Genomic DNA, 25,249 nt, shown 5'->3' with positions numbered 1-25,249 from the left:
AATGGTCAGGTTAAAGCGGCCAAACCCACAACAACATCGGCACGCCAACGGCCACCACGATGATTTCAATCGGTAGGCCGAGTTTCCAGTAGTCGCCGAAACGGAAGCCGCCGGGGCCGAGGATGAGGGTGTTGTTCTGGTGGCCGATCGGGGTCAGGAAGGCGCAGGATGCGCCAATCGCAACCGCCATCAGGAACGGGTCGGAACTTGCACCGAGCTGGGCGGCACTGCCAATGGCGATCGGGCACATGACGGCCGCGGTGGCGGCGTTGTTCATGAAATCCGATAGGGTCATGGTCACGATCAGGATCAGCCCGACGGCGACCACGGCATTGCCCTGGGCGATGGTTTCAAGCAGGAAGCGTGCAATCAGATCGGCACTGCCGGTGGTTTCCATCGCGGTGGCAACCGGGATCAGGGCCGCCAGCAGGACCACGACCGGCCAGTCGACCGCGTCATACAGGGTGCGCGGGGCAACAACGCCAAACAGCAGGCTTGCCAACACACCAAGCGCAAAGGAAATGGCAGCCGGCACGATGCCAAAGGCCGCAAGGGCGATGGCAATGGCCATGATCGCGCTGGCCTTGAAGGCCTGTGACTTGTCGCCAAGATGAAGCGCACGTTCGGCCAGGGGCGCACAGCCCATGCGATTGCCAAATTCGCTGATGGCGGCGGGCGATCCTTGCATCAACAGAACGTCGCCGGCCTGCATTTTCATGGTGCGCAGGCGCGACATGGAGCGTTGCCCCTGGCGTGAAATTGCCAGCAGGTTGATGCCATAATGGCTGCGGATGCGAATATCGGCCGCCGACCGCCCGATAAAGGCGGCATTTGGCAGGATCACGACTTCGATCAGGGAAATGTCATCCGATTGCAGGGCCTTTTTATGAAGCTCGGCCGTTTGTTCGGCGTCGGGTGATTTTTCATCGCCGGGTTTTGCGCCGGTCGAGATTACCTTTTCGTCAGGTTTCTTGGCGTTTTGTGCCTTGGTCGTTTCCTTGACCTTTTCAGTCGCCGCTTCCTTGGCATCTGTGCCGGCGTCGTCTTTATCCTTGTCCTTGTCCTTGTCCTTGTCCTTGTCCTTGTCTTTTTCCTTCTCTTTCTCGGCAGCTTTGGCCTTGGCTTCGGCTTGAATGCTGCGCCATTCGGCTTCGAGGGTGAGCTCAAGACCGGAAAGGGCGCTTGCCAAGCCTTCGGGCTCTGCTTCGATCAGAAGGATGTCATTGTCATGAAGTTCCCGATACGGGTTCGGGGCCGGAATGCGTTTTTCATTGCGGATCAGACCGATGACCTGGGCGTCGGATTTTTCCAGCTCGTCATTGATGTCACGGAGCAACATGCCGGCGGCTTTGCTGCCTTCGGTGATGCGCGCCTCGGTCAGGTAGGAGCCGGTTTCAAATCCTTCGGCACCGGCACGTTCGCGCGTCGGAACAAGGAAACGCCCGACAAGAATGACAAAGGCCAAACCGGCCAAGGCGATGGCAATGCCGACCGGGCTGTAATCAAACATTGAAAACCCGCTGCCATTCAAACCGGCACGGAAGCCCGAAACAATCAGGTTTGGCGGCGTCCCGATCAGGGTGGTCATGCCACCCAAGATCGAGCCGAAAGCAAGCGGCATCAAAATCTTGCCCGGTGGTACGCCCTGTTTGTTGGCAATCTGAAGGGCAACCGGCATCAAAAGCGCAAGCGCCCCGACATTGTTCATAAAGGCCGACAGAATGGCGGCCAGAAGACTGAGTGCGGCAAGCGTCACAAACGGCCCGGCCGATTGCGGCAATACCGTCCGGGTCAGGGCATCAACCGCGCCGGATTGCTGAAGGGCGGATGACAGGATCAGGATACAGGCCACGGTAATCACCGCCGGATGGCCAAAACCGTTAAAGGCCTCGCCAGTCGGGACAAGCCCAAGCACCACACACATCAAAAGCGATGCCATGGCCACCATGTCATGGCGCCAGCGCCCCCATAAAAACAGGGCAACTGTGCCGACAAGGACAGTCAGGATCATGATTTGTGCGCTATCCATTTATGCCGTCCGATCTTGTTGTGCCCGGTATGGGGATGTTGAATGCTAGGGTGCGGTGGTTCGGGTGGTCAAGTGATGTCGAAAGGGGGCAGGATAATTTACGTTTTGGTTGCTACTGCCATATTTGTCAGGAGAATATGTTAGGGTTCAGACCCATGCACATGACCGTAGCATCATCCTGTTTTTATTTGCCAATTTGAATGTTGTATCATGCCAGTTGACACTGCCCCAATGCCCACTGCCAGCGTTGCCATTTCGGTCAAACAGGCCCGTAATCTTGCACTGTGCGGGCAGGGGTTCGAACAGGATGACAACCGGCCGGTGACCAAACGCCGGATCATGAAGGCCATCCGCAAAACCAATATGCTGCAGGTCGATAGTGTCAATGTTTTGACCCGCGCCCATTACATGCCGGTCTTTAGCCGGTTGGGTGCGTATGACCCGGCGATGCTTGATGACATTGTCTGGGGTAAGTCGCGCGAAAGGAAACTGTTCGAATATTGGGGCCACGAAGCATCGATGATCCCGGTCGAGGATTATCCGCTGTATCGCTGGCGGATGGAGGATGCAAAACAGGGTTTGGGTACCTGGGGGCGTATTGCCCGTATCCAGCGTGAAAAGCCCGAACTGATCCAGGGTATTCTTGATCATATCGAGCGCAACGGCCCGGTCGGTTCCAGCGACCTTGAGGCAAAAGGGGCCAGCAGTTCCCAATGGTGGGGGTGGTCGGAAACCAAGACCGCGATGGAATATCTGTTCTGGAGCGGGCAGGTCATGGCGCAAAAACGAAGGTCAAGTTTCGAGCGGATTTATGATTTGCCGCACCGGATCATCGGGGATGCGGCCCATGACCCGGCACCGATCAGGATCGAGGCGCAATCAGACCTGATCTGCAAGGGGATTGCGGCGATGGGCATCGCGACCGAGGCCGATTTACGCAAATATTTCCGCCTGCCGACGGCCGATGTGAAAGAGTGCCTGATCAAGCTGGTCGAAGAGGGGCGGTTGCTGTGTGCTGATGTCGAAGGATGGAAACAGGCGGGGTATTTGTGCCCGCATGTCAATCCGCGTGCACGCGCCAAGCCGACCTGTTTGATGGTGCCGTTTGATCCGGTGATGTGGGAACGCGACCGGGTGGAACGCATATTCGACTTCAACTACCGGATCGAGATTTATGTGCCGGCCGAAAAGCGCCAATACGGCTATTACGTCCTGCCATTCATGTTGAATGGCGAATTTGTTGCGCGTGTCGATTTGAAGTCAGAGCGCAAAAAGGGCGTTCTTCTGGTGCAAAGTGCGCATCTGGAAGACGGGTGCAATCAGGGGGATGTGGCCGGGCCATTGATGACGGAATTGCGCCGTCTGGCCAGCTTCCTTGGTCTTGAAAACGGGGTCGAGATCGCGGGCGACAATGCGTTTTCACGCTATTTGGGCAGTGTTCCGACCTTATGAAAGGTCAGGGGATAAACAGGTAAACGGGGCGCAGGTCCCACATCTGCGCCCCGTTTCACCATTGTTCCGACCTGGCTACAAATAGCTTCAGGACATTGTAGCCATTAGTTGCACCTGGCCTTACCAGCAGGTGTAACCCCCATCAGCCAGAACAATGGATCCGGTCATCAGGCTGGACGCGTCAGATGCCAGGAACAGCACAACCGATCCGATTTCCTCGGTCAGGCCAAGGCGGGCCATCGGGGTGCCATTGATCCAGGCGTCATACATTTCCGGCTTGGATTTGACGAATTCATTCAGCGGGGTCGCAATATAGGTCGGTGCGACCGCATTGACGCGCACACCACGACCGCCCCATTCCGCCGCCAGCGACTTGGTCAGGTGATGAACCGCTGCTTTGGATGCGTTGTAATAGGCCTGTTCCTGGGGCTTGTTGACGATAAAGCCCGACATGGAACCGACATTGACGATCACACCGTTCTTTTTGGCCAGCATCTGTTTGCCAAATTCGCGGCAGCACCAGAAAGTGCCATTCAGATTGACGTCAATGACATTCAGCCAATGTTCGTCAGTGACGGTTTCGGCCGGGGTTTCCGACCGGGCAATCCCGGCATTGTTGACCAGAATATCGATCCCGCCCTGCTTGGCCATTTTTTCCGCGCTGGCGCGGACCTGATCGGTGTTGGTGACATCCATGATGTCGATATCGGCGGTGTAACCTTTGGATTTCAGGTAATCACGGCCTTCTTCTGCGACAGCTTCGCTGATATCGCCGATGACAACATGGGCACCGGCTTCGGCCAGTGCTTCGCAGCAGGACAGACCAATGGCGCGACCGCCACCGGTGACATAGGCACGACGCCCGGAAAGATCGAACTTTTTAAGATACATTTTGGACTCACAGTTAGCTTGATTGGTAAGGCGGGACCGCAATGCTGGTGTGGGGCATTGCGGCCCGGATTGTGCACGTATCAGGAAGGTCCAAGCGCAAGACCATGGGCGTCAAAGCGGTGGATGCGATCCTGTTCAGGTGTCAGGAAGATTTTGTCATGTTCACCAAGGGGCATTTCGCCGGTGGCGCGGACCGTCATCGGGCCAAGGCCGTCGGCTTCGACATGGAGATATGTCTCGGCCCCCAGATGTTCGGCGATCTTGACTGTTGCGGCGATATCGCCGCGATCAGTGCTGACCGTCAGATGTTCGGGACGGATGCCAATTTCATGGCAGTTATGTTTTGCTGCAAGCTCCCCGCCCAGGAAGTTCATTTTCGGTGAGCCGATGAAACCGGCGACAAATTTGTTGGCCGGGCTGTTATAAAGTTCCATCGGCTTGCCGACCTGTTCGACACGGCCGGCCTGAAGAACCACGATTTTGTCGGCCATGGTCATGGCTTCGACCTGATCATGGGTCACATAGATCATCGTGGTTTTGAGTTCCTGATGAAGACCGGTGATTTCAAGACGCATATTGACGCGAAGGGCCGCATCAAGGTTTGAAAGCGGTTCGTCAAACAGGAAGGCCGCCGGGTTGCGCACGATCGCACGTCCGATGGCAACACGCTGACGCTGCCCGCCCGAAAGCGCGCCGGGGCGACGGTCAAGGTAATCGGTCAGGTTGAGGATTTTGGCCGCGGACTGGACTTTCTGATCAATAACATCCTTGCTTTCGCCCGCCATTTTCAGGCCAAAGGCAATGTTGTTATAGACCGTCATATGCGGATACAGCGCATAGGACTGAAAGACCATCGACAGGCCGCGTTTGGCCGGGGCTTCGTTGGCAACGTCGGTGCCGTCAATCAGGATTTTGCCATCGGTGACATCTTCGAGACCGGCAATCAGACGCAGCAGGGTTGATTTCCCGCAGCCCGACGGACCGACAAAGACAACGAATTCACCATCATTGATATCAAGATCGACACCGGGAATAACATCCAGCGTTCCGAAGCTTTTCTTGACTTTTTCCAGTCGGATAGCACCCATTTTGGTGTTCCTTCTTTCTCTATTTCGATTGGGCCTGCGGTTACTTGACCGCGCCGAATGTCAAACCACGAACAAGCTGTTTCTGAGAGAACCAGCCAATGACCAGAATGGGCGCCACCGCGAGCGTCGATGCAGCTGAAAGCTTTGCCCAGAACAACCCTTCGGGGCTGGAATAGGAGGCAATGAAAGCGGTCAGCGGTGCGGCATCGGACGTGGTGAGGTTGAGCGTCCAGAACGCTTCGTTCCAGGCCAGGATCACATTGAGCAGCATTGTCGAGGCAATGCCGGGCACGGCCATGGGCAACAGCACAAAGATGATTTCCTTGGGCAGGGTTGCGCCGTCCATGCGTGCGGCTTCGAGAATGTCGGTCGGGATTTCCTTGAAATAGGTGTAAAGCATCCAGACCATGATCGGCAGGTTCATCAGGAACAGAACCATGATCAGACCAAAGCGCGTATCAAGCAGTCCCCAGTCGCGGAACACCAGATAGATCGGCACCAGCACGCCGACCGGCGGCATCATTTTGGTCGACAGCATCCAAAGAAGCGCATCCTTGGTGCGTTTGGTCGGGTTAAAGGCCATGGCCCAGGCACAGGTCACGGCAAAGACCAGCCCGACCAGTGTTGACCCGACCGCAAGGATCACCGAGTTCATGGCGAACTTGAAATAGTTCGACCGTTCCTGGACCTCGGCATAGTTTTCAAGCGTCCAGTCAAAGGAGATGAAGCTGGGCGGGATCGAAACGGCTTCAAGCTCGGTCTTGAAGCTGGTCAGGACCATCCAGAAAATCGGGAAGAAGATCAGAAGACCGACGATCCAGGCAAAGACCGAGAAGCTGATATAGCCAAGGGGTGTTTGTTTGTTTTCCATGTCGCGCCCCTTATTTGTCCAGGTTTTTGCCGATAAGGCGGATCAGGAAGATCGCCACGATATTGGCCAGAATGACCGCGACAATGCCGCCGGCAGATGCACCACCAACATCGAACTGCAACAGCGCCTGGGTATAGACGAGGAAGGCGATATTGGTCGTTGCCAGACCCGGGCCACCACCGGTGGTGACAAAGATTTCGGCAAAGACGGTCAACAGGAAGATGGTTTCGATCAGCACCACCACCGTGATCGCACGGCTGAGATGGGGAAGCGTGATATAGAAAAAGATCGCGACCGGACCGGCGCCATCCATCTGGGCGGCTTCTTTCTGATCGCGGTCCAGCGATTGGAGTGCGGTCAGCAGGATCAGAACGGCAAAGGGCAACCATTGCCAGGACACCATGATGATGATCGAGGTCAGCGGCGCATTGGTAAACCAGTCAATCGCGGGCAGGCCAAACAGGCTGGCGATCCACGCAAACATCCCCGAAACCGGGTCCATCAAAAGGTTTTTCCAGACCAGTGCATTCACGGTCGGCATAATAAAGAAGGGGGCAATCACCAGAAGACGCAAAATACCGCGCCCGAAAATCGGTTGATCAAGCATCAGTCCCAAAAGGACGCCGCCAACAACGGTGATGACCAAAACTGATCCAACCAGCAAAAGCGTGTTTGCCAGTGATGCAAAAAAGGCCGGATCGGTCAGGAAAAATTCGTAATTAAGTGTGCCGATCCATTCTTCCATTCCCGGCGACAACAGGTTGTAGCGCAGGAAGGAGAAGTAAATCGTCATGCCCAGCGGGACGGCCATCCACAAGAACAGGACAATGATCGACGGTGCGGACATGATACGCCCGGTCAGGGTCGAGGCCCGTGTCGACATGATGTGCTCCCCGAGATTGATGTTGCGGATCCTTTTCCGGATGGAAAGAGGGCGGTGCGTTTTGCAACCACCGCCCCAAGTTCATCAGGTCAAGGAGGCGCAGGCCAGAAATCATTTCAGATGTGCGATGAGACGACTTCCGGCCTGTGGTGTATCAGTAGTACCCAGCCTTGCGCATGGTGCGGTCAGTGCTTGACTGTGCGGCCGAAAGGGCCTGATCGACAGACATCTGACCGGCAAGAGCTGCGGAGAACTGCTGACCGACCGTGGTGCCGATACCCTGGAATTCCGGGATCGCAGCGAACTGGACACCAACATAGGGTTTCGGTTTCATGGTCGAATTGATCGGGTCTGCACTGTCGATGGCAAGAAGGGTCTCGTCAGCAAACGGTGCGGCTTCGAGGTATTTCGGGTTCTGATAAAGCGACATGCGGGTGCCCGGCGGTACGTTTGCCCAGCCTTCTTTCGACGCTACCAGTTCGAGATAGTTTTTCGAGGTCGCCCAAGCGATGAATTTCTGGGCGGCTTCGACTTTCTGGGAACCCATCGGGATGCCAAGGTTCCAAGCCCAGAGCCAGTTGGCACCGGTGCAGGTCGCAGCGCACGGTGCTTCGGTGAAGCCGACCTTGTCTGCAACTTTGGATTCTTTGGGGTTGGTCACGAAGGATGCCGCAACGGTTGCATCGATCCACATGCCGCATTTGCCCGAGTTGAACAGCGACAGGTTTTCGTTAAAGCCGTTCGACGTTGCACCCGGAGGACCATAGTTACCAAGGATGTTGGTATACATGTCCAGTGCTGCTTTCCACTCGGCACTGTCAAAGGTCGGGTTCCAGTTTTCATCAAACAGACGCGCGCCATAGGCATTGCCCATGGTGGTGATCAGCGCCATGTTTTCACCCCAGCCGGCCTTGCCGCGCAGGCAGATGCCATAGACGCCTTCGTCCGGTTTGTGGAGTTTCTTGGCGATTTCAAGGGTCTGGTCCCAGGTCAGGCGACCATCGATGGTGATGCCGGCCGCATCGAACAGGTCCTTGCGGTACATCATCATCGAGCTTTCACCGTAGAACGGTGCAGCATAAAGCGCGTCATCCTTGGAAACGGCCGAACGGATGGCGGGCATGATGTCATCGACATCATAGTCGGCACCCAGATTGTCGAGCGGTGCGAGCCAGCCCTTTTCGGCCCAGATCGGCACTTCGTAGGTGCCAATGGTCATGACGTCATACTGACCGCCCTTGGTGGCGATATCAGTGGTGACGCGCTGACGCAGGGTGTTTTCTTCGAGGGTTACCCACTCAAGCGTGATGTCCGGGTTCTTGGAGGTGAAATCATCCGTCAGCTTCTGCATGCGGATCATGTCACCGTTGTTCACGGTTGCGATGGTCAGTTTCGTTTCGGCATTGGCGTGTGCGATACCGCCTGCCAACAGCGCGCACAGCGCTGCTCCCATTACGCGTTTCATATTTCCTCCCAAAAGGACTGTCTACCCGTTGGACAACTTTGGCTGTCCGTCTTGATCATTTGTTCAGGTAATGAGCATTCACTCAATTTCGCGGCATATTGTCAAACGAATTCGTTTTTGCGGCGCACAAAACAAAACCCTGTCAGGCGGCCTGACAGGGTGGCTATGCGTTATATTGTCGCAGCCTGGCGCGCGGTGCTAGCGCAGCAAAGCTTCGGCGGTGGCTTCGTCGGTGATCAGGGTCGAAATCAGTTTTCCGCGCATGGCCCCGCGAATCGCTGCGACCTTTTTGGCCCCTTTGGCGACGGCGATGGTATTGGTGGCCGGCTGAACCGCCGGGGCGCTGGTGACGCAATGATTGACCGGGTGATCAAGGATATTGCCGTCTTCGTCAAAGGACCAGCTGATCACTTCGCCGATTGCACCGCTTTGACGCAGGGATGTCAGTTCATCCCTGGTGATAAATCCGTCAATATGAAGCGGTGCGTCATCGCCCAGATGCCCGACACCGATAAAGCGGATATCGGCTTCGCGGGCGAGCTTCAGGATATTGTCCATCGGCGGTTGCTTTTGCATGCGTTCGCGCATTTTCGGATCTTCGATGATCACCGGGATCGGCAACGGATAATGCGGGGCGCGCGTGCGGTCGGCCAGATCGGTGACCGCATCATAAAAACTTGCCGCCCCGTCATGGGCGATGGTGCCGACCAGCGAGACGATCTTGTGGTGACTGCCGTCAATGCGGCCGATTTCATCGACCATGGCGCGCATGGCACGCCCGGTGCCAAGGGCGATGATTTTGGGATCAGAAGACTGCAAGGCGCGCTCAAGATAGGTTGCGGCGGCCTGTGCCATGCCAAACATTGCCTCGGGGGCGGAGGGGTCGGTGGGCACGACATCGCAATTGGCCAGACCGTATTTTTCGCAGATCGCCTTGCCCAGTTCCATGCAATGGGTGATGGGATGATCAAGGCGGACTTTGACAAGTCCTTCGCTGACGGCCGCCGAGACCAGACGTTGCGCGGTCGGACGTGAAACGCCAAGCTTCTGGGCGATTTCGTCCTGGGTATTCCCGGCACAATAGTAAAGCCAGCCCGCGCGGGCTGCTTCATCCAGACGGGCTGCTTCCTTGCGCGTTCTTTTGACCATCCGATTCCCCCCGACATATCTTCTTGTTCATCATGCGCCAACTGGGTGATGAACGCTTTTATCGCTGAAGTCTTGTCTTTTTCCCTACCGTCTTTTTGGAATTGTTACCAGCGTCCATGCGTCTATCAACGACAAAACCCGCCCCAAAAAGGGCGGGTTTTGCAAAGGAAGCTGTTGGTTTTCCTTATTTCTTGGGCAGGAAATCCGCAACCAGTTTTTCGGCAATCTGAACCGCGTTAAGGGCCGCACCCTTGCGCAGGTTATCGCCGACACACCACAGCGACAGGCCGTTTTCGACCGTCGGATCCTTGCGCACGCGTGAGACAAAGACATTGTCCTCGCCCTGGACTTCCTGCGGGGTGACATAGCCTTCGTCCTGGCGGTAATCGACAACCGACACACCCGGGAAATCTTTCATTGCCTTGCGGGCGTCTTCGACGGTGATCGGCTTTTCGAACTCGATATTGACCGCTTCGCCGTGGCCGACAAAGACCGGAACACGCACACAGGTTGCGTGAACGGCAATTTCCGGATCCAGGATCTTGCGGGTTTCGACCGTCATTTTCCATTCTTCACGGGTCGCGCCATCATCCATGAAGCTGTCGATATGCGGAATGACGTTAAAGGCGATCTGTTTGGTGAATTCTTCCTTTTGCGGGGGATCATTCACATAGATGCCGCGCGTCTGGTTGAACAGTTCGTCCATGGCGGCACGACCGGCCCCGGAAACCGACTGATAGGTCGAAACCACGATACGCTTGATCGATGCCATGTCATGAAGCGGCTTAAGGGCCAGCACCATCTGAATGGTCGAGCAGTTCGGGTTGGCGATGATGTTCTTTTTGGCGTAACCGGCAAGGGCATCGCCATTGACTTCGGGCACGATCAGCGGAACGCCCGGTTCCATGCGCCAATAGCTGGAATTGTCGATGACAACACAGCCGGCCTCGGCGGCCTTGGGAGCCAGTTTCTTGGCGGTTTCCCCGCCGGCCGAGAACAGGGCAATATCAACGCGCGAGAAATCGAAATTGGCCGCGTCCGATACGCTCAGATCATCGTCTTCGCCATAGGAGACGGTACGACCGATTGATTTCGAGGATGCCAGTGCAAAGACTTCATCGGCGGGAAATTTGCGTTCGGCAAGAGTGTTGAGCATTTCGCGCCCGACATTTCCGGTCGCGCCGACAACGGCGATTTTATAGCCCATCAGGTGCCTCTTTTCAGTCTGGTCGGCATGGAGGCCGGACCCGGGCCAACGCAGGCAATAAGCCGCATGGCGGTTCGGACGGCGCAGGCACATGCCTGTGGATAATGTCTGATAATCTGGCGCGAGATGTAAGGCTTTCACGACAATTGCGCAAGCGCATCCTTGTCATTCCACCTATGATTACTACTTGAGATCGCAGAAAAATCTGGCAAAATCGTATACGGGGTTCATGTGTCGAACCCGAAATCAGAATCGTTTCGCATCCTGCTTGGTTGATTTCTGCTTTCGGCTCGGATCGCATCGCGAAACCGCTGCCACCATCTGACGACCTTCCAAATGGCAAGATAAAACGATCCTGACAAAGGGTTAGATGCAGATATGCGGCAATGCTGCATATGGGGCGATCAGTTTTCCGACTTTTGCAAAAAGGACGGCCGATGACGTACCCGATGAGTTTGGATTGGACACAGAAAAAGGTTCTCGATTTCTTTCGGGAACATGTAACGCGCGGAACGCTGGTTTTCCGCGTGGATGACAAACATGAAATCGTTTTGGGTGATGGTTCGGAACCGCGTGCGGGCATGACCGTGCCCGACTGGACCAACACCCTTAAAATGGCGCTTAGTCCCGATCCGGGATTTGGCGAAGCCTATATGCATGGCGGCTTTGACCTTGTCAGCGGTGAAATGGAAGATCTGATCCGCGTGTTGCGCCTTAATTTCGAAGGTGGACATTCGTCGAGCGGCTTTGGCACCTTTATCGAAAAGTTGCAGGCGCTCAAATTCCAGATTGCCCAGTTTACCACTGTCAAGGCAGCATCAAAACGCGTCCGCCATCACTATGATATCGGCAATGATCTTTATACCCGCTTCCTTGATCCGGAGATGCAATATTCATGTGCCTTCTGGGATGACGGGGCGCAAACCCTTGAAGAAGCGCAACACCGCAAAATGAGCCTGACCACCCAGCGGCTCAAGATCAACGAGCCGGGGTTGCGGGTGGTCGATATCGGTTGCGGCTGGGGCGGGTTAAGCCGGTTTATCCGCCGTGAAACCGGGGCCGAGGTCCACGGTATTACATTGTCGACCGAACAATATAACTGGGCGCAGCAAAAGCGGGCCGAGATGGGCGACAATGCCAAAAGCGGACTGGATTATCATTTGCTTGATTACCGGGTCTTTGCCGATGCCAATGCCGGAAAATATGACCGGGTGGTATCGGTGGGCATGTTCGAACATGTCGGTCGCCATCAGTTCAAAACCTATTTCGAAAAGGTTGGCCAACTGCTTAAGGCCGGTGGCCGGGCCGTCATTCACACCATCATCAAGCCGCGCGCCGAATTTACATCCCCCTGGATCGACAAATATATCTTTCCTGGCGGCTATATTCCGGCGGTTCATGAAGTGATCGAAGCCGCCGAGCACGCCAATCTGATGGTCGAAGCATCGCATTTCCATGCCGGGCGCAACTATGCCCGGACATTGCGGGCCTGGCGTGACCGGTTCAGGGCGGTGCGTGATGAACTTGACCCGGTCAAATATGACGAGGAATTCCGCAGAATGTGGGAATTCTATCTGGCGGGCTGCATCAATGCCTTTGACGAGTCAGAAGGCGGTGGCGGCATGCGGGTTGGCCAGTTTGTCTTTACCAAGCCGGGCTTTGACTATGCCTGAGGATACAGGGCGGGGAACGATGGTTTCCCGCCCTGACTTGTTTAAGGGTTCCAAGACACATCGCGTGATCGACCGGCACGACAGATGTGAAAAAGCGATCAACCGGTCTTTTGTCGGGAGGAAACGACATGCTGAAAGTGATGAACTGGGATGACACTGATCATCAGGGCAGCGAGACATCGCTAACAAGCCGGACCCCGCATATCGGGCAGGTGGAAGATTACGTCAAGGCACTGGGTGCGATCGAACTGTCGAGTTGCGAACGGGACATGTTGCGTGCCCACGCACGGGCACCGGGGCGCGAAATTACCGGTCTTAAGCTGGCTGAAACGGTCGGGCATTTCGGCTGCCGGATCGGGCACAAGAAATATGGCCGACTGGCCGGGAAAATCGCAACGGCTGCGGGGCTGCCGGTCTGCAAATCCGATGTCAGTGACTATCTTGCGGCGATCTTTACCCTGGCCGATGGCAAACAGTCGGCGGGGGAGGATTGGCAATGGGTGATGCATGCGCCCCTGGCCGATGCATTGAAAAAGCTTGGCATGGCCTAGGTTTTTCGGGCGCGTTTACCGGGTGAACGCGGAAAAAGAAAAAAAAGACGGACGGGCCGTGTAACGCGGCCCGTTTGTGTTTCGTCCTTGTGGGCAGAAGGGACGTGATCCCGTTACCGAGCAAGGAGAACTATGATGAGCCGTTTTTCATTCCCCGATACCAGCCCGGCCCTGTTCAAATCGATGTATGGTCTGGCCACGGCCATTGTTGAAAATGGCAAGGTGCCAGCCGTCCTGCGTGATTTGATCGAATGCCGCGTGTCACAGATCAATCAGTGTTCGTTTTGCCTGCGCATGCATGCCAAAAGTTTTGCCGAACATGGTGGCGATGCGGCCAAACTGACGATGTTGCCGGTCTGGCGCGCCGCAGACGGATTTGACGATGCCGAACGCGCGGCACTTGACTGGGCGGAATGCCTGACCCGGATCGAAAGCCAGGAACGCATTGCACAAAGCCACGGTGCGCTTTTGGCACATTTTGAAGCCGATGCGATTTCCGAACTGACCTGCGTGATTTCAACCATGAATGCCTGGAACCGTCTTGGCATTGCCCAGCACGAATTTGCATGACCGGGCTTTCCGCGCCCGTTGCCCGGGAGACAGATGATATCGTCTCTTTGCAACAGGAAGGTCCATCGGGCAGGATGAAGCAACGCAAGCAACAAGATCAGGCGGCACGGGGTAATCCCGTGCCGCTTCACCCGTTTGATGGGTACAGGATGTCAGATACGATTTTTGAACAGCATCGCGCACGTCTGACGGCGCTGGCCTATCGGATGCTGGGCAGTCATGCCGACGCCGAAGACGCGGTGCAGGACGTGTGGCTCAGATGGCGCAAGCAGGATCACGCCGAGATCAAGGATGCAACCGGCTGGCTGGTCCGGGTGTGCAGCAATATTTGTCTGGATGTTCTGAAATCGGCCCGGCGCCAGCGCGAAAACTATGTTGGCAACTGGTTGCCAGAACCGTGGATGACGCCCGAACCGCCCAAAGCCGAAACCAACCTGATTGAACAGGAAGGTCTGGGGCAGGCGTATCTTTTGATGCTTGAACGTCTTGCGCCGGTCGAACGGGTGGCACTTGTCCTGTATGAGGTGTTTGACTGGGCACATGATGATATTGCCCCGGTGATCGAACGCACCCCGAACAATACCCGTCAGATCCTGTTTCGGGCCCGGCGCAAAATGAAGCGTGAAAATGACCGCGATGCGACACCGGAAATCACCGGGCAGCCATGTGATCAGACACGCATGCAGGCCTTTGTCACGGCGCTTAGTCTTGGTGATGTCGGTCAGCTTCTGACCCAGCTTGCCCCGGATGTCATTTTGCATTCCGATGGTGGTGGCAAGGCACTGGCCACTGCCAATCCGCTATATGGTCCGGATCATGTTGCACGGTTCTTTGTCGGTGTCTGGCGCAAACGCAATCCACGTGAACGGGCGTTCTATGTGGTGCTGGACGGGGAATGCTGGCTTCTGATGATGGTGGATGGTGTGGTTGAAACCGCACTAAGCGCAACGGAAAAGGATGGTCGGATTGTTGATCTGTTCGTGCATCGCAATCCCGACAAGCTTGCACTGTTTGAAGCGGTCGTCGGCAATGCCGTTGAAATCGACCCGGATAGCAAAAAGGCCGGGCAATAAACCCGGCCTTTTGAATTTGTGATCAGAACGAAGGATCAGACAAGTTTGTCGAGTTCGTTGATCAGCGACTCACCCATGACGGTGGTCGAAACTTTTGCCATGCCCGGCTGCATGATGTCGCCGGTGCGAAGGCCGCCCTTAAGGACGTTCTGAACCGCATTTTCGATCAGGGTTGCATCGTCGCCCATGTCGAACGAATAACGCAGCATCATGGCAAAGGACAGAATGGTTGCCAGCGGGTTGGCGATGTCCTGACCGGCGATGTCCGGTGCGGAACCGTGTACCGGCTCGTAAAGTGCTTTGCGTTTGCCGTCAGCGTCGGCCGCACCAAGGGATGCGGATGGCAGCATGCCGAGCGACCCGGTCAGCATGGCAGCGCAATCCGACAGAATGTCGCCAAACATGTTGGTGGTGACCATCACGTCGAACTGTTTCGGGTTACGAACCAGCTGCATGGATGCGTTATCGACATACATGTGGCTGACTTCGACTTCCGGGAAGTCCTTGGCAACGCGTTCAACAACTTCGCGCCACAGAACGGTGGATTCCAGAACGTTGGCCTTGTCGACCGAGCACAGACGCTTGTCACGTTTCATGGCCATGTCAAAAGCAACGCGCGCGATGCGTTCGACTTCCGGTTCGGAATAGACAAGGGTGTTAAAGCCAGTGCGAACACCGTCGCGTTCTTCGATGCCGCGCGGCTGGCCGAAATAGATGCCGCCGGTCAGTTCGCGCAGGATCATGATATCGAGACCCTTGACGACTTCTTCTTTCAGGGTCGATGCACCAACAAGGGCGTCAAACACCAGTGCCGGACGCAGGTTGGCAAACAGGCCCATTTCCTTGCGGATTTTCAGAAGACCGCGTTCCGGTTTGATATCAAACGGAAGATCGTCCCATTTCGGACCACCAACAGCACCAAGCAGAACCGCATCCGCCGCCATTGCATCGGCAAGGGTTTCGTCGGTCAGCGGGTTGTTATGCGCATCGATCGACGCACCGCCAATCAGGCCTTCGGTGATTTCGAAGTTCACATTGCGCTTTTTCGCCATCCAGTCCATGACGCGCTGGACCTGACGCATGACTTCGGGACCAATTCCGTCGCCCGGCAGCATCAATACTTTTTTGGTGGTGGTCATAAAAGAATCCTTCCCAGATATTTTCGGGGCCGCTCACCCCGTAGCGATAGAAAAGGGGCGGCAAACGAAACCGTTCGCCACCCCTTTTTGAATTAGAGCGACAACCAGGGCTGCGACGCAGCGCGCTTGGCTTCGAATGCGTTGATGGCATCGGATTTCTGCAAGGTCAGACCGATGTCATCAAGACCGTTCAGCAGGCAATGCTTGCGGAATTCTTCGACTTCGAACTTGATGCAGCCGCCATCCGGACCGGTGATTTCCTGGTTTTCCAGATCAACGGTGACGGTGGCGTTGGCACCGCGTTCGGCATCGGCCATCAGCTTGTCGACATCTTCCTGCGGCAGACGGATCGGAAGGATGCCGTTCTTGAAGCAGTTGTTATAGAAAATGTCGGCAAAGCTCGGCGCGATCACGCAACGAATGCCGAAATCAAGCAGCGACCAAGGCGCGTGTTCACGCGATGAACCACAGCCGAAATTGTCGCCAGATACCAGGATCTGCGCATTGCGATAGGCCGGTTTGTTCAGAACGAAATCGGGGATCTCGTTGCCATTGTCGTCGTAACGCATTTCATCAAACAGGTTCTTGCCAAGGCCAGAACGTTTGATGGTTTTAAGGAACTGTTTGGGGATGATCATGTCGGTATCGACATTGATCATCGGCAGCGGTGCAGCAACACCGGTGAGCTTGGTAAATTTTTCCATCGTCTTATCCCTTGCTTCCGGTTTCCCAGGCCAGGCCCAGTGCTTCGATCAATTCTTCGGTCGCGTCGAGTTCCTGTGCGACAAAGTCGGGCAGGTTGATGCCGGTCAGCTGGGGCAGAAGTTGCTCCAGCACGGCAGCACGTCCCATACGGGGGGCGTTTTCGCGAAAATTGATGAATGCGGTATCGGCCATGGGAACCTTCTTTAACCGAGTTTACGAATGTCAGTCAGGTGACCGGTGATTGCAGCTGCTGCTGCCATGGCCGGGCTGACGAGGTGGGTACGACCACCACGACCCTGACGGCCTTCGAAGTTACGGTTCGAAGTCGAAGCGCAACGCTCGCCCGGGGCCAGACGGTCCGGGTTCATTGCCAGACACATCGAGCAGCCCGGCTCGCGCCAGTCAAAGCCTGCTTCGATGAAGATTTCATGCAGGCCTTCTGCTTCGGCCTGTTCCTTGACCAGACCGGAACCCGGAACGATCATGGCATTGACCGACGGCGAAACCTTGCGACCCTTGGCGACTTCGGCAACGGCACGCAGATCTTCGATACGACCGTTGGTGCACGAACCGATGAACACGCGGTCGATCTTGATTTCTTCGATCGGGGTGCCAGCCGTCAGACCCATATATTCGAGGGAACGGGCGATTGCCTTTTGCTTGCCGGCGTCCTTGCCGTCGCTTGGCGACGGAACAACACCGGTAACCGGTACGACGTCTTCCGGGCTGGTGCCCCAGGTAACCTGCGGGACGATGTCGGCGGCATCGATTTCGACAATCTTGTCGTAATGGGCACCTTCGTCAGACGGCAGGGTTTTCCAGTATTCAACAGCCTGTTCGAATGCGGCACCTTTGGGGGCCATCGGACGGCCTTTGATATATTCAAAGGTTTTCTCGTCCGGTGCGATCAGGCCGGCACGTGCGCCACCTTCGATCGACATGTTACAGACGGTCATGCGGCCTTCGACCGACAGCGAACGGATCGCCGAGCCGGCATATTCGATGACATAGCCGGTACCGCCAGCCGTACCGATACGACCGATAATCGCAAGGGTGATGTCCTTGGCGGTAACGCCCGGATGCAGGTCACCTTCAACCTTGACCAGCATGTTTTTGGCCGGTTTCTGAACCAGGGTCTGGGTTGCCAGAACATGTTCGACTTCGGACGTGCCGATACCGAATGCCAAGGCACCGAATGCGCCGTGGGTCGAGGTGTGGCTGTCACCACAAACCATGGTTACGCCAGGAAGGGTAAAGCCTTCTTCCGGGCCGACAATGTGAACGATACCCTGACGCAGGTCGTTCATCGGGAAATAATGAATGCCGGTTTCGCGCGCGTTCTGGTCAAGGGTTTCGACCTGAATGCGGCTGTCTTCTTCCTTGATGCCCTGGGACCGGTCAGACGTCGGAACGTTGTGGTCGGGCACGGCAAGGGTCAATTCGGGATGGCGCACTTTGCGGCCGGAATTGCGAAGACCTTCGAATGCCTGCGGGCTGGTAACTTCGTGGACGAGATGACGGTCAATATACAGCAGGCAGGTGCCATCATCCTGCGTATCGACCACATGACTTTCCCAAATCTTGTCAAAAAGGGTTTTAGGTTGACCCATCTCGACCTCCTCATAAAACATCGATCTTTTGAGCAGCAACAACCGCCCCGTCTGTGTGGCCCGGAATGTCTCGAAAAATACGCAAGGTGATCCTGCCCAAGGCAGCAGATCGGTTATGGCGTTTTCTCCGGCGCAACCGGCTTAATCCGGTTTGCGAAATTTTATTATCCAGAACCACGCGGGTTTGATTGTTTTTGCCGCGGGAGTGCCTTTATACACCCCGGCCTTTAAATCGCAAGCCGCCGGGCGCGTGTTTTTCCCAGGTTTGCATCCTGAAATTGAAACGGGAAAAATACAGCACCCAAAAGTAGCCAAATCGGCTTAAATCAATATGAGTTAGAGATATCTGATATAATAAAAGCTGATGAATTTATCCCATGGTTTCTGCGTGTATTCTTTCCAAAGCTATAAAGCTGGCGATTCGGCGAAATGCTCTTAATAGTTGTGCTTCCTGATGAGGCGTTACTTTGTGCTGACGTGTTGGGCCTGGTAATTGGTTTTCTACGCAGGAAAACCCCTAGGGCTGAACTTGACTGCTGACAGAGAAACCATAGGTTGTGTAGCTATATCAATAACTTATGTGGAGATTTGCTGTGATTACGCGTGGAGATTTTGAATGGAGGCTGAAGGAGGAGCTGCGTCTTCCTGTATCTCGCTCGAACCAACTTGAAATTGCGCAACTCTTGGAACTGCTGTGTGTGCGTAAGCGTCGAGTGCGCAAAGATCGCAGATACACGCGTAATCGAGCACGCAAACTGCAATTCATAGATTATTGCATTGAGGATTGCGTAAAGCGGAATAGTGAATGCGTACAACAATGTTTGCGTGAAAAGTGGAAACGCGGAAATCGGTAACTTCTCAGGTTCGATGGAGTTTGTAGACAGCTGGTTTTGTTTTCTGTTGTGATTGATCATGAAATAAAGACGGGCCCACCCGAAGGTGAGCCCGTCTTTTCGTCTGACATAGCCAAACGGCGGAGAATTACTTCTTCGCGCGTTCTGCTGCGGTCAGTTTGCCTTTGTGGCCGGTGGTCTGCTCGGCGATACGTGCAGATTTACCGGTACGACCACGCAGGTAGTACAGTTTCGCGCGACGAACGTCACCGCGGCGAACGACTTCGATTTTGTCGATGGCCGGGGAGTACGACTGGAAGATACGCTCAACGCCTTCGCCCGATGCGATTTTACGCACGGTGAAGGAAGAATTGAGGCCGCGGTTCTTCTTGGCGATGCAAACGCCTTCGAACTGCTGGATACGCTCACGGGTACCTTCAACGACTTTCAGGTGTACACGAACGGTATCACCTGCGTCGAATTCCGGAACTTCGCGCTGCGCAACGATTTTGTCGAGCTGCTCATTCTCGAGCTGCTGGATGATGTTGGTCATGGTTTAACCCTCTTTGATGTTCCCGTTTGCGACATACTGGTCCCAAAGGTCCGGGCGTCGCTCACGAGTAATTTCTTCTGCCTGTGCATGCCGCCAGGCTTGTACCTTGGCATGATGTCCGGAAAGCAAGATCTCCGGCACGTCACGCCCGTTCCAATTGGCCGGGCGCGTGTAATGCGGATATTCAAGCAACCCGGTTTCAAAGCTTTCCTCGTCGACGGACTCGGTCTTGTTGACCGTTCCCTCAATGAGGCGAATGCACGATTCAATCAGGACCATGGCCGGCAGTTCGCCGCCCATGAGGATGTAATCGCCGATGCTGATCTCTTCGGCCTGGTGTTCATCAAGTACACGCTGGTCGATACCTTCGTAACGACCGCACAACAGGATGGCACCCGGGCCCGCTGCCAGTTCGCGGCAACGTTTCTGGTTCAGCACTTTTCCCCGCGGGCTGAGATAAATCAGCGGCAATTGCGGTGCGTCGGCACGCAATTCACGCAGGGCAGCGTCGACAATATCCGGGCGCATGACCATGCCGGCCCCGCCCCCGAAAGGATTGTCGTCAACAGTGCGGTGGCGGTCGGTTGCATGATCGCGGATGTCTTTGACATCAAGCGACCAGATCCCGTTCTCAAGCGCCTTGCCAGCCAAAGACTGACCAAGCACACCCGGGAACATTTCCGGGAACAGGGTTGCAACTTTTGCCTGCCACACAGACATCGATCAGGCCTCCTTTCCGCTGCCGGTCGCGGTTTCCGCGCCTACTGCATCGGCAGTGACGGCATCAGAATCGCGGTCGGCCTGAGAGTCCTTGCGGGATTTGTTGGGACGGCGGCTGCGATTGCCGGGTCCGTCTTCATCCTGCAGGAGCCCCTCGGGCGGATTTACCACCAGCTTGCGTTCCGAAAGCACCACATCGGGAACCACTTCCTTGGTAAACGGAAGAACGACAACCTTGCCACGGACTTCTTCAAGCGCGACTTCGATTACGTCGCCAGCGCCAAAATCAGCCACGCCCCGTACGGTCCCGAACAGCGATCCATCAATGTGGAAGGCCTTCAGACCGACAAGGTCGGCAAGATAGAATTCGTCTTCATCTTCCGTCTCGGGCAGTGCTGCCCGTGGTACATGAAGCTTGGTACCCCGCAGCCGTTCGGCGGCGTCCCGGTCGTCCACACCTTCGATCTTGGCGATCAGCTGGTCGCGGACATGTCCGACAGGAGACAGCTTGTATTTCACGCGTCCCTTGGCGTCGAACAACGGGCCGTAACCGACAAGGTTATCCGGGTCGACGGTATAGCTTTTGACGCGCACGGCACCACGCACCCCGTGCGGGGCGGTGATCATGCCGACGCAGACATAAGCTTCGTCGTTCTTGGATTTGCGGGTATCAGCCATTTCGGTTCACAAGTTTCCGGTATCTGATCAAAGCGTGCGTTCAGCGATTACTCGCCTGCAGCTTCTTCAGCAGGTGCTGCTGCTTCGGCAGCGGCTTCCGCAGCAGCGGCAGCAGCAGCTTCAGCTTTTTCAGCTTTCTCACGAAGACGTTCCTGGGCTTTCGCTTTCGGAGCCGACTTCTGCGGCTGTTCGGTCGGTTTGAACGCGTCAGCAAGGCCAGCCTTGCCAAGGAAGCGTGCAACACGATCGGTCGGCTGTGCACCAACAGACAGCCAGTATTTGATGCGCTCTTCTTTGAAGGTCACGCGGTTGTCAGCATCCTTCGGGAGCATCGGATCATAGGTACCGACTTTCTCGATGAAGCTGCCGTCACGCGGAGCACGAACGTCAGCAACTACGATACGGTAGTACGGACGCTTCTTGGCACCGCCACGGGAAAGACGAATCTTGACAGCCATTCGGATAAGTTCCTTTCAGCTTGGGTTTGTAGTCTTCTAAATCAGGGCCCCGAGGGGCCTATTTGCTAGTCTTGTAGTCTGCGGCCTTGCGACCGTTTCGGTTCCTAAGAGGCATTCTTGAGAACCTGTTTAAGAACCTGGGGTCTGGCTATTTCTTTTTGCCAAATCCCGGGAATCCCGGAGGAAGGCCACCGCCGCCCCCCAATCCCGGCAAGCCGGGCGGCAAACCGCCCCCGGCACCGGGGAAACCTTTTGGCAGATTGCCGAGGTCGGGCATTTCGCCGCCCTCAAGCATTGCCGGATCCATTTTCGGCATGCCGCCAAACAGACCTTTTTTGCCCATCTTGCCCATCTTTTTGATCATGGTGGACATGGTCTGGTATTGCTTGAGCAGCTTGTTCACGTCCTGAACCGTCAGGCCACAGCCCGCGGCAATACGCTTTTTGCGCGATGCCTTGATCAGGGCCGGGTTTTCACGTTCTTTGGGCGTCATCGACAGGATGATCGCTTCCTGATGGGTCAGAAGTTTCGGATCAAGCTTGGTCTGCGACATCTGTTTTTTCAGCGCGCCCATGCCCGGCAGCATCCCCATGATGCCGGAAAGATCACCCATCTTCTGAAGCTGCTTGAGCTGGGCGAGAAGGTCGTTCAGGTCAAACTGACCCTTGCGCAACTTCTTCGCCATTTTCTCGGCGTCTTCGGCCTTGATCGTTTCAGCGGCTTTTTCAACCAGGCTGACAACGTCACCCATGCCAAGAATACGGTTGGCGATACGATCAGGGTGGAAGGCTTCCATCTCGTCGATCTTTTCGCCGACACCAATCATCTTGATCGGGCAGCCGGTAATCTGACGCATCGAAAGGGCCGCGCCACCGCGTGCATCACCGTCAACACGGGTCAGAACGATACCAGTGATGCCGACCTTTTCGGCAAATTCCTTGGCCACATTGACCGAGTCCTGACCGGTCATCGCATCGGTGACCAGAAGGGTTTCGACCGGGTTGACCGCATCACGGACCTGGGCGACTTCGCTCATCAGTTCCATGTCGATATGCAGGCGACCGGCGGTATCAAGGATGACGGCGTCATAGCCTTCCTTGCGGCCGGTATCCATGGCGCGTTTTGCAATCGAAACCGGCTTTTCGCCAAGAACGATCGGCAGAACACCCAGACCATTATCGTCGGCCAGCACTTTCAGCTGCTGCTGGGCGGCCGGACGATAGATATCGAGCGATGCCAGAAGAACCTTCTTGTTGCGCTTCTTGGTAAGGTGCAGCGCGATCTTGGCAGAACTGGTGGTCTTACCCGAACCCTGAAGACCAACCATCAGGATCGGCACCGGCGGGGTCGAGGCAAGATTGATGTCTTCGCCTTCTCCCAGCATGTTTTTAAGTTCGTCATGGACGATCTTGACGACCATCTGGCCCGGGGTGACCGAGCGCAGAACGTCCTGACCAACCGCACGTTCGGTGGCGTTGGTGATAAAGGTTTTGACGACCGGCAGCGCAACGTCAGCCTCAAGCAGGGCGACGCGTACTTCGCGCATGGCTTCCTTGACGTCGGATTCCTTCAGCGCGCCACGTTTGCGCAGCTTATCGAGAACTCCGCCAAGGCGATCGCTTAGTCCTTCAAACATTCCAAATCCCGTCTGTGTTGCCGGTGTTTCCACCGCGTACGCACAAAAAACTAAAACCCAGTGCTCGAAAACTCGAGGACTGGGGGAGTCACCCCTTGGGCGACCTTTGGTGAGGAGGGTTTATTGGATCGGGGGTGGGGAGTCAAGCGCAATCGGGCGCAAAAGCGCGATGTTCTGCGCTTTTCGAGTCATTTCGAACCCAATCCCCGATTCTGATGGTGCCCGGGGGCTTCCAACCGGATGTTCAAACCGCCGGGCTGACCGGATCAATCGCGTGATTGTCAATCAGGCGGGCCTTGCCAAGACGCGCAGCAACAAAGATTCGCGCCGGTCTGGTAACGGTTTGGCTGACCAGTTCAAGCGTTTGCGCATCGCGAACTTCAAGATAGTCGATCGGATTGAACCCGGCGGCCAGAATGTCTTCGCGCCCCTTGGCCAAAAGCGGTCCAAGTTCGGCGCCCTTGGCGGCCCTGGCGGTGATATCGGCCAGAACCCGGTTCAGAACCGGCGCGGTTTCGCGTTCCTGTGGCGACAGATACCGATTGCGTGACGACATGGCCAGACCGTCTTCTTCGCGCAGGATCTTGGCCCCGATAATGTCGACCGGAATGTTGAGATCGGCACTGAAACGACGAATGACCATCAGCTGCTGATAATCTTTTTGGCCGAAAATCGCGCAATCGGGCAGTGCTTGAAGCAGCAATTTGGTGACGATCTGGGCCACCCCATCGAAATGACCCGGGCGGGCCGCCCCGCACAAAACATTGGTCATTGCGCCATCGACACTGACCTTGGTGGCAAAGCCGTCGGGATACATTTCCTCGACCGAGGGGGCAAAGCACAGTTCCACCCCGGCAGCATCAAGAAGTTTCTGATCATCGGGCAGAGTGCGGGGATAGGCGCCGAAATCCTCGTTCGGGCCGAACTGGGTCGGATTGACAAAGATCGATACGATCACGCGGTCGGCATGTTCACGGGCAAGACGGGTCAGGCTGATATGGCCGTCATGAAGCGCACCCATGGTCGGCACCAGGGCAACACGCAGGCCCTGCGCGCGCCAGTCGGCAACAGTCGCGCGCAAATCTGCGACGGTGTGAACAGTCGTAAGAGGCATCGTAATCGTCGTATCGAAATTTCAAGAAATCGCGGCGGTCAGAACCATCTGGCATCAGACCGCGCGCAAGTTACCTTTTTTGGTAACGCCAAAGCAATGTTCATCCGCCGGGAACTGACGGTTGCGCACTTCGCTTGCATACTGGCCGACCGCCTCGGAGACGGCATCGCCCAGATTGGCATAGCGTTTGACGAATTTTGGCGTGAAATCCGAAAACAGGCCAAGGATGTCCTCGGTGACGAGAACCTGGCCGTCACAGGCCACCGATGCACCGATCCCGATGGTCGGAATATCGATGGTTTCGGTGATGTGGCGGGCGACCGGTTCAACCGTTCCTTCGACCACGACGGAAAAGGCGCCGGCGTCGGCGACAGCACGGGCATCGGCCAGGACTTTTTCAGCAGCAGCTTCGCCGCGACCCTGACTTTTGAAACCGCCCATGGTGTTGACCTGTTGGGGCATCAGGCCGATATGGCCCATGACGGGCACGCCGCGCTGGGTCAGAAATTCGATGGTTTCGGCCAGTTCGGCCCCGCCTTCGAGCTTGACCGCGGCACAGCCGGTTTCGGCAAGAATATGCGATGCTGTCCGGAAAGCCTGTTCCTTGGATTCCTGATAGCTGCCAAATGGCAGATCAATCACGACACAGGCATTTTTCGAGCCGCGCATGACCGCCTTGCCGTGATTGACCATCATGTCGACGGTCACGGCAAGCGTGCTTTCCATGCCATAGACAACCATGCCCAGTGAATCGCCGACCAGCAGAAGGTCGCAATGTTCATCAAGGCGCTGGGCCATTGGCGTTGTGTAAGCAGTCAGGCAGACAATCGGTTCGCCCCCCTTGCGGGCGCGAAGCTGTGGGACGGAAACCCGGCCCATCTTTTTTGTGGTGGCACTCATG

24 protein-coding genes are annotated in these 25,249 nt (G+C 56.0%); 5 read left to right on the top strand and 19 right to left on the bottom strand.

Annotated features, from left to right (window positions below):
• Positions 1–10: 10 nt before the first annotated feature.
• On the bottom strand, positions 11–2,029 hold the full coding sequence (locus CU041_RS13085; protein WP_101247256.1) for an SLC13 family permease: 2,019 nt from the start codon (positions 2,027–2,029) through the stop codon (positions 11–13).
• Positions 2,030–2,260: 231 nt separating this feature from the next.
• Between CU041_RS13085 and CU041_RS13080 the strand changes: the two genes are divergently transcribed.
• Positions 2,261–3,481, top strand: a complete 1,221-nt coding sequence (locus tag CU041_RS13080) for a winged helix-turn-helix domain-containing protein (protein ID WP_233433100.1) — start codon at positions 2,261–2,263, stop codon at positions 3,479–3,481.
• A 120-nt stretch (positions 3,482–3,601) separates the two neighbouring features.
• Here CU041_RS13080 and CU041_RS13075 read toward each other — a convergent pair whose 3' ends face one another.
• The 7 genes from CU041_RS13075 to CU041_RS13045 form a co-directional block, all read right to left on the bottom strand.
• Positions 3,602–4,372, bottom strand: coding sequence for an SDR family NAD(P)-dependent oxidoreductase (locus CU041_RS13075; RefSeq protein ID WP_068519864.1), 771 nt, complete (start codon positions 4,370–4,372; stop codon positions 3,602–3,604).
• Positions 4,373–4,452: 80 nt separating this feature from the next.
• Positions 4,453–5,460: an ABC transporter ATP-binding protein gene (locus CU041_RS13070; protein WP_068519863.1), complete on the bottom strand. Its 1,008-nt coding sequence runs from the start codon at positions 5,458–5,460 to the stop codon at positions 4,453–4,455.
• Between the two features lie 40 nt (positions 5,461–5,500).
• Complete coding sequence (locus CU041_RS13065) at positions 5,501–6,331, bottom strand: carbohydrate ABC transporter permease (RefSeq protein ID WP_068519862.1); 831 nt, start codon at positions 6,329–6,331, stop codon at positions 5,501–5,503.
• 10 nt (positions 6,332–6,341) lie between these two features.
• On the bottom strand, positions 6,342–7,214 hold the full coding sequence (locus tag CU041_RS13060) for a carbohydrate ABC transporter permease (protein WP_068519861.1): 873 nt from the start codon (positions 7,212–7,214) through the stop codon (positions 6,342–6,344).
• A gap of 154 nt (positions 7,215–7,368) precedes the next feature.
• Positions 7,369–8,679, bottom strand: coding sequence for an ABC transporter substrate-binding protein (locus CU041_RS13055; RefSeq protein ID WP_101247254.1), 1,311 nt, complete (start codon positions 8,677–8,679; stop codon positions 7,369–7,371).
• A gap of 198 nt (positions 8,680–8,877) precedes the next feature.
• Positions 8,878–9,828 carry a sugar-binding transcriptional regulator gene (locus CU041_RS13050; protein ID WP_068519859.1) on the bottom strand — a complete coding sequence of 317 codons (951 nt, stop codon included), beginning with the start codon at positions 9,826–9,828 and terminating at the stop codon, positions 8,878–8,880.
• A gap of 184 nt (positions 9,829–10,012) precedes the next feature.
• Positions 10,013–11,035 (bottom strand): aspartate-semialdehyde dehydrogenase, encoded by a 1,023-nt coding sequence (locus tag CU041_RS13045; RefSeq protein WP_101247353.1) that lies wholly within the window; start codon positions 11,033–11,035, stop codon positions 10,013–10,015.
• A gap of 449 nt (positions 11,036–11,484) precedes the next feature.
• On the opposite strand from CU041_RS13045, the gene CU041_RS13040 reads away from it, so the two are divergent.
• The 4 genes from CU041_RS13040 (at position 11,485) to sigJ (ending at position 14,902) form a co-directional block, all read left to right on the top strand.
• Positions 11,485–12,708, top strand: coding sequence for an SAM-dependent methyltransferase (locus CU041_RS13040; RefSeq protein WP_101247253.1), 1,224 nt, complete (start codon positions 11,485–11,487; stop codon positions 12,706–12,708).
• Positions 12,709–12,836: 128 nt separating this feature from the next.
• Positions 12,837–13,259, top strand: coding sequence for a hypothetical protein (locus tag CU041_RS13035; protein ID WP_101247252.1), 423 nt, complete (start codon positions 12,837–12,839; stop codon positions 13,257–13,259).
• Between the two features lie 135 nt (positions 13,260–13,394).
• Positions 13,395–13,829, top strand: coding sequence for a carboxymuconolactone decarboxylase family protein (locus tag CU041_RS13030; RefSeq protein ID WP_101247251.1), 435 nt, complete (start codon positions 13,395–13,397; stop codon positions 13,827–13,829).
• A 149-nt stretch (positions 13,830–13,978) separates the two neighbouring features.
• Positions 13,979–14,902 (top strand): RNA polymerase sigma factor SigJ, encoded by a 924-nt coding sequence (gene sigJ / locus CU041_RS13025; RefSeq protein ID WP_101247352.1) that lies wholly within the window; start codon positions 13,979–13,981, stop codon positions 14,900–14,902.
• A 35-nt stretch (positions 14,903–14,937) separates the two neighbouring features.
• Here sigJ and leuB read toward each other — a convergent pair whose 3' ends face one another.
• The 11 genes from leuB to panB all read right to left on the bottom strand — a co-directional run bounded on the left by leuB (position 14,938) and on the right by panB (position 25,248).
• Entirely contained in the window at positions 14,938–16,041 is a 1,104-nt protein-coding gene (gene leuB, locus CU041_RS13020; protein ID WP_068519854.1) for a 3-isopropylmalate dehydrogenase, read from the bottom strand.
• 92 nt (positions 16,042–16,133) lie between these two features.
• A complete protein-coding gene (gene leuD / locus CU041_RS13015; protein WP_068519853.1) occupies positions 16,134–16,745 on the bottom strand; it encodes a 3-isopropylmalate dehydratase small subunit in 612 nt (203 codons plus the stop codon).
• A gap of 4 nt (positions 16,746–16,749) precedes the next feature.
• Positions 16,750–16,938 (bottom strand): hypothetical protein, encoded by a 189-nt coding sequence (locus CU041_RS13010; protein WP_068519852.1) that lies wholly within the window; start codon positions 16,936–16,938, stop codon positions 16,750–16,752.
• Between the two features lie 11 nt (positions 16,939–16,949).
• The gene (gene leuC / locus CU041_RS13005; RefSeq protein ID WP_101247351.1) at positions 16,950–18,356 is read right to left on the bottom strand and encodes a 3-isopropylmalate dehydratase large subunit; all 1,407 of its coding nucleotides are present in this window, start codon (positions 18,354–18,356) and stop codon (positions 16,950–16,952) included.
• 981 nt (positions 18,357–19,337) lie between these two features.
• The gene (gene rplS, locus CU041_RS12995; RefSeq protein WP_068519851.1) at positions 19,338–19,742 is read right to left on the bottom strand and encodes a 50S ribosomal protein L19; all 405 of its coding nucleotides are present in this window, start codon (positions 19,740–19,742) and stop codon (positions 19,338–19,340) included.
• 3 nt (positions 19,743–19,745) lie between these two features.
• Positions 19,746–20,462: a tRNA (guanosine(37)-N1)-methyltransferase TrmD gene (gene trmD / locus CU041_RS12990; protein ID WP_068519850.1), complete on the bottom strand. Its 717-nt coding sequence runs from the start codon at positions 20,460–20,462 to the stop codon at positions 19,746–19,748.
• Between the two features lie 3 nt (positions 20,463–20,465).
• Positions 20,466–21,140: a ribosome maturation factor RimM gene (rimM, locus tag CU041_RS12985; protein WP_101247249.1), complete on the bottom strand. Its 675-nt coding sequence runs from the start codon at positions 21,138–21,140 to the stop codon at positions 20,466–20,468.
• A 47-nt stretch (positions 21,141–21,187) separates the two neighbouring features.
• Positions 21,188–21,598, bottom strand: a complete 411-nt coding sequence (gene rpsP / locus CU041_RS12980; protein ID WP_068519848.1) for a 30S ribosomal protein S16 — start codon at positions 21,596–21,598, stop codon at positions 21,188–21,190.
• A 148-nt stretch (positions 21,599–21,746) separates the two neighbouring features.
• Positions 21,747–23,234, bottom strand: coding sequence for a signal recognition particle protein (ffh, locus tag CU041_RS12975; protein WP_101247350.1), 1,488 nt, complete (start codon positions 23,232–23,234; stop codon positions 21,747–21,749).
• A gap of 244 nt (positions 23,235–23,478) precedes the next feature.
• Positions 23,479–24,348 (bottom strand): pantoate--beta-alanine ligase, encoded by an 870-nt coding sequence (gene panC, locus CU041_RS12970; RefSeq protein WP_068519846.1) that lies wholly within the window; start codon positions 24,346–24,348, stop codon positions 23,479–23,481.
• Positions 24,349–24,402: 54 nt separating this feature from the next.
• Positions 24,403–25,248 (bottom strand): 3-methyl-2-oxobutanoate hydroxymethyltransferase, encoded by an 846-nt coding sequence (gene panB, locus CU041_RS12965; protein ID WP_068519845.1) that lies wholly within the window; start codon positions 25,246–25,248, stop codon positions 24,403–24,405.
• Between the last annotated feature and the right edge of the window lies 1 nt (position 25,249).

It is taken from the genome of Thalassospira povalilytica (assembly GCF_002844235.1).
Classification (GTDB): domain Bacteria; phylum Pseudomonadota; class Alphaproteobacteria; order Rhodospirillales; family Thalassospiraceae; genus Thalassospira; species Thalassospira povalilytica.
Note: the sequence above shows the minus strand (reverse complement) of the source record. Positions and strands in the feature narration are given on the sequence as shown.

Excerpts from the sequence above, each read along its gene's own strand:
- CU041_RS13080 (WP_233433100.1), top strand. The coding sequence starts at position 2,261 with ATGCCCACTGCCAGCGTTGCCATTTCGGTCAAACAGGCCCGTAATCTT.
- CU041_RS13065 (WP_068519862.1), bottom strand. The coding sequence starts at position 6,331 with ATGGAAAACAAACAAACACCCCTTGGCTATATCAGCTTCTCGGTCTTT.
- panB (WP_068519845.1), bottom strand. The coding sequence starts at position 25,248 with ATGAGTGCCACCACAAAAAAGATGGGCCGGGTTTCCGTCCCACAGCTT.
- ffh (WP_101247350.1), bottom strand. The coding sequence starts at position 23,234 with ATGTTTGAAGGACTAAGCGATCGCCTTGGCGGAGTTCTCGATAAGCTG.
- leuD (WP_068519853.1), bottom strand. The coding sequence starts at position 16,745 with ATGGAAAAATTTACCAAGCTCACCGGTGTTGCTGCACCGCTGCCGATG.
- rpsP (WP_068519848.1), bottom strand. The coding sequence starts at position 21,598 with ATGGCTGTCAAGATTCGTCTTTCCCGTGGCGGTGCCAAGAAGCGTCCG.
- leuC (WP_101247351.1), bottom strand. The coding sequence starts at position 18,356 with ATGGGTCAACCTAAAACCCTTTTTGACAAGATTTGGGAAAGTCATGTG.
- CU041_RS13055 (WP_101247254.1), bottom strand. The coding sequence starts at position 8,679 with ATGAAACGCGTAATGGGAGCAGCGCTGTGCGCGCTGTTGGCAGGCGGT.
- CU041_RS13045 (WP_101247353.1), bottom strand. The coding sequence starts at position 11,035 with ATGGGCTATAAAATCGCCGTTGTCGGCGCGACCGGAAATGTCGGGCGC.
- CU041_RS13040 (WP_101247253.1), top strand. The coding sequence starts at position 11,485 with ATGAGTTTGGATTGGACACAGAAAAAGGTTCTCGATTTCTTTCGGGAA.
- CU041_RS13070 (WP_068519863.1), bottom strand. The coding sequence starts at position 5,460 with ATGGGTGCTATCCGACTGGAAAAAGTCAAGAAAAGCTTCGGAACGCTG.
- CU041_RS13010 (WP_068519852.1), bottom strand. The coding sequence starts at position 16,938 with ATGGCCGATACCGCATTCATCAATTTTCGCGAAAACGCCCCCCGTATG.
- CU041_RS13035 (WP_101247252.1), top strand. The coding sequence starts at position 12,837 with ATGCTGAAAGTGATGAACTGGGATGACACTGATCATCAGGGCAGCGAG.
- CU041_RS13030 (WP_101247251.1), top strand. The coding sequence starts at position 13,395 with ATGAGCCGTTTTTCATTCCCCGATACCAGCCCGGCCCTGTTCAAATCG.
- leuB (WP_068519854.1), bottom strand. The coding sequence starts at position 16,041 with ATGACCACCACCAAAAAAGTATTGATGCTGCCGGGCGACGGAATTGGT.
- CU041_RS13075 (WP_068519864.1), bottom strand. The coding sequence starts at position 4,372 with ATGTATCTTAAAAAGTTCGATCTTTCCGGGCGTCGTGCCTATGTCACC.
- rimM (WP_101247249.1), bottom strand. The coding sequence starts at position 21,140 with ATGGCTGATACCCGCAAATCCAAGAACGACGAAGCTTATGTCTGCGTC.
- trmD (WP_068519850.1), bottom strand. The coding sequence starts at position 20,462 with ATGTCTGTGTGGCAGGCAAAAGTTGCAACCCTGTTCCCGGAAATGTTC.
- sigJ (WP_101247352.1), top strand. The coding sequence starts at position 13,979 with ATGTCAGATACGATTTTTGAACAGCATCGCGCACGTCTGACGGCGCTG.
- rplS (WP_068519851.1), bottom strand. The coding sequence starts at position 19,742 with ATGACCAACATCATCCAGCAGCTCGAGAATGAGCAGCTCGACAAAATC.
- CU041_RS13050 (WP_068519859.1), bottom strand. The coding sequence starts at position 9,828 with ATGGTCAAAAGAACGCGCAAGGAAGCAGCCCGTCTGGATGAAGCAGCC.
- panC (WP_068519846.1), bottom strand. The coding sequence starts at position 24,348 with ATGCCTCTTACGACTGTTCACACCGTCGCAGATTTGCGCGCGACTGTT.
- CU041_RS13060 (WP_068519861.1), bottom strand. The coding sequence starts at position 7,214 with ATGTCGACACGGGCCTCGACCCTGACCGGGCGTATCATGTCCGCACCG.
- CU041_RS13085 (WP_101247256.1), bottom strand. The coding sequence starts at position 2,029 with ATGGATAGCGCACAAATCATGATCCTGACTGTCCTTGTCGGCACAGTT.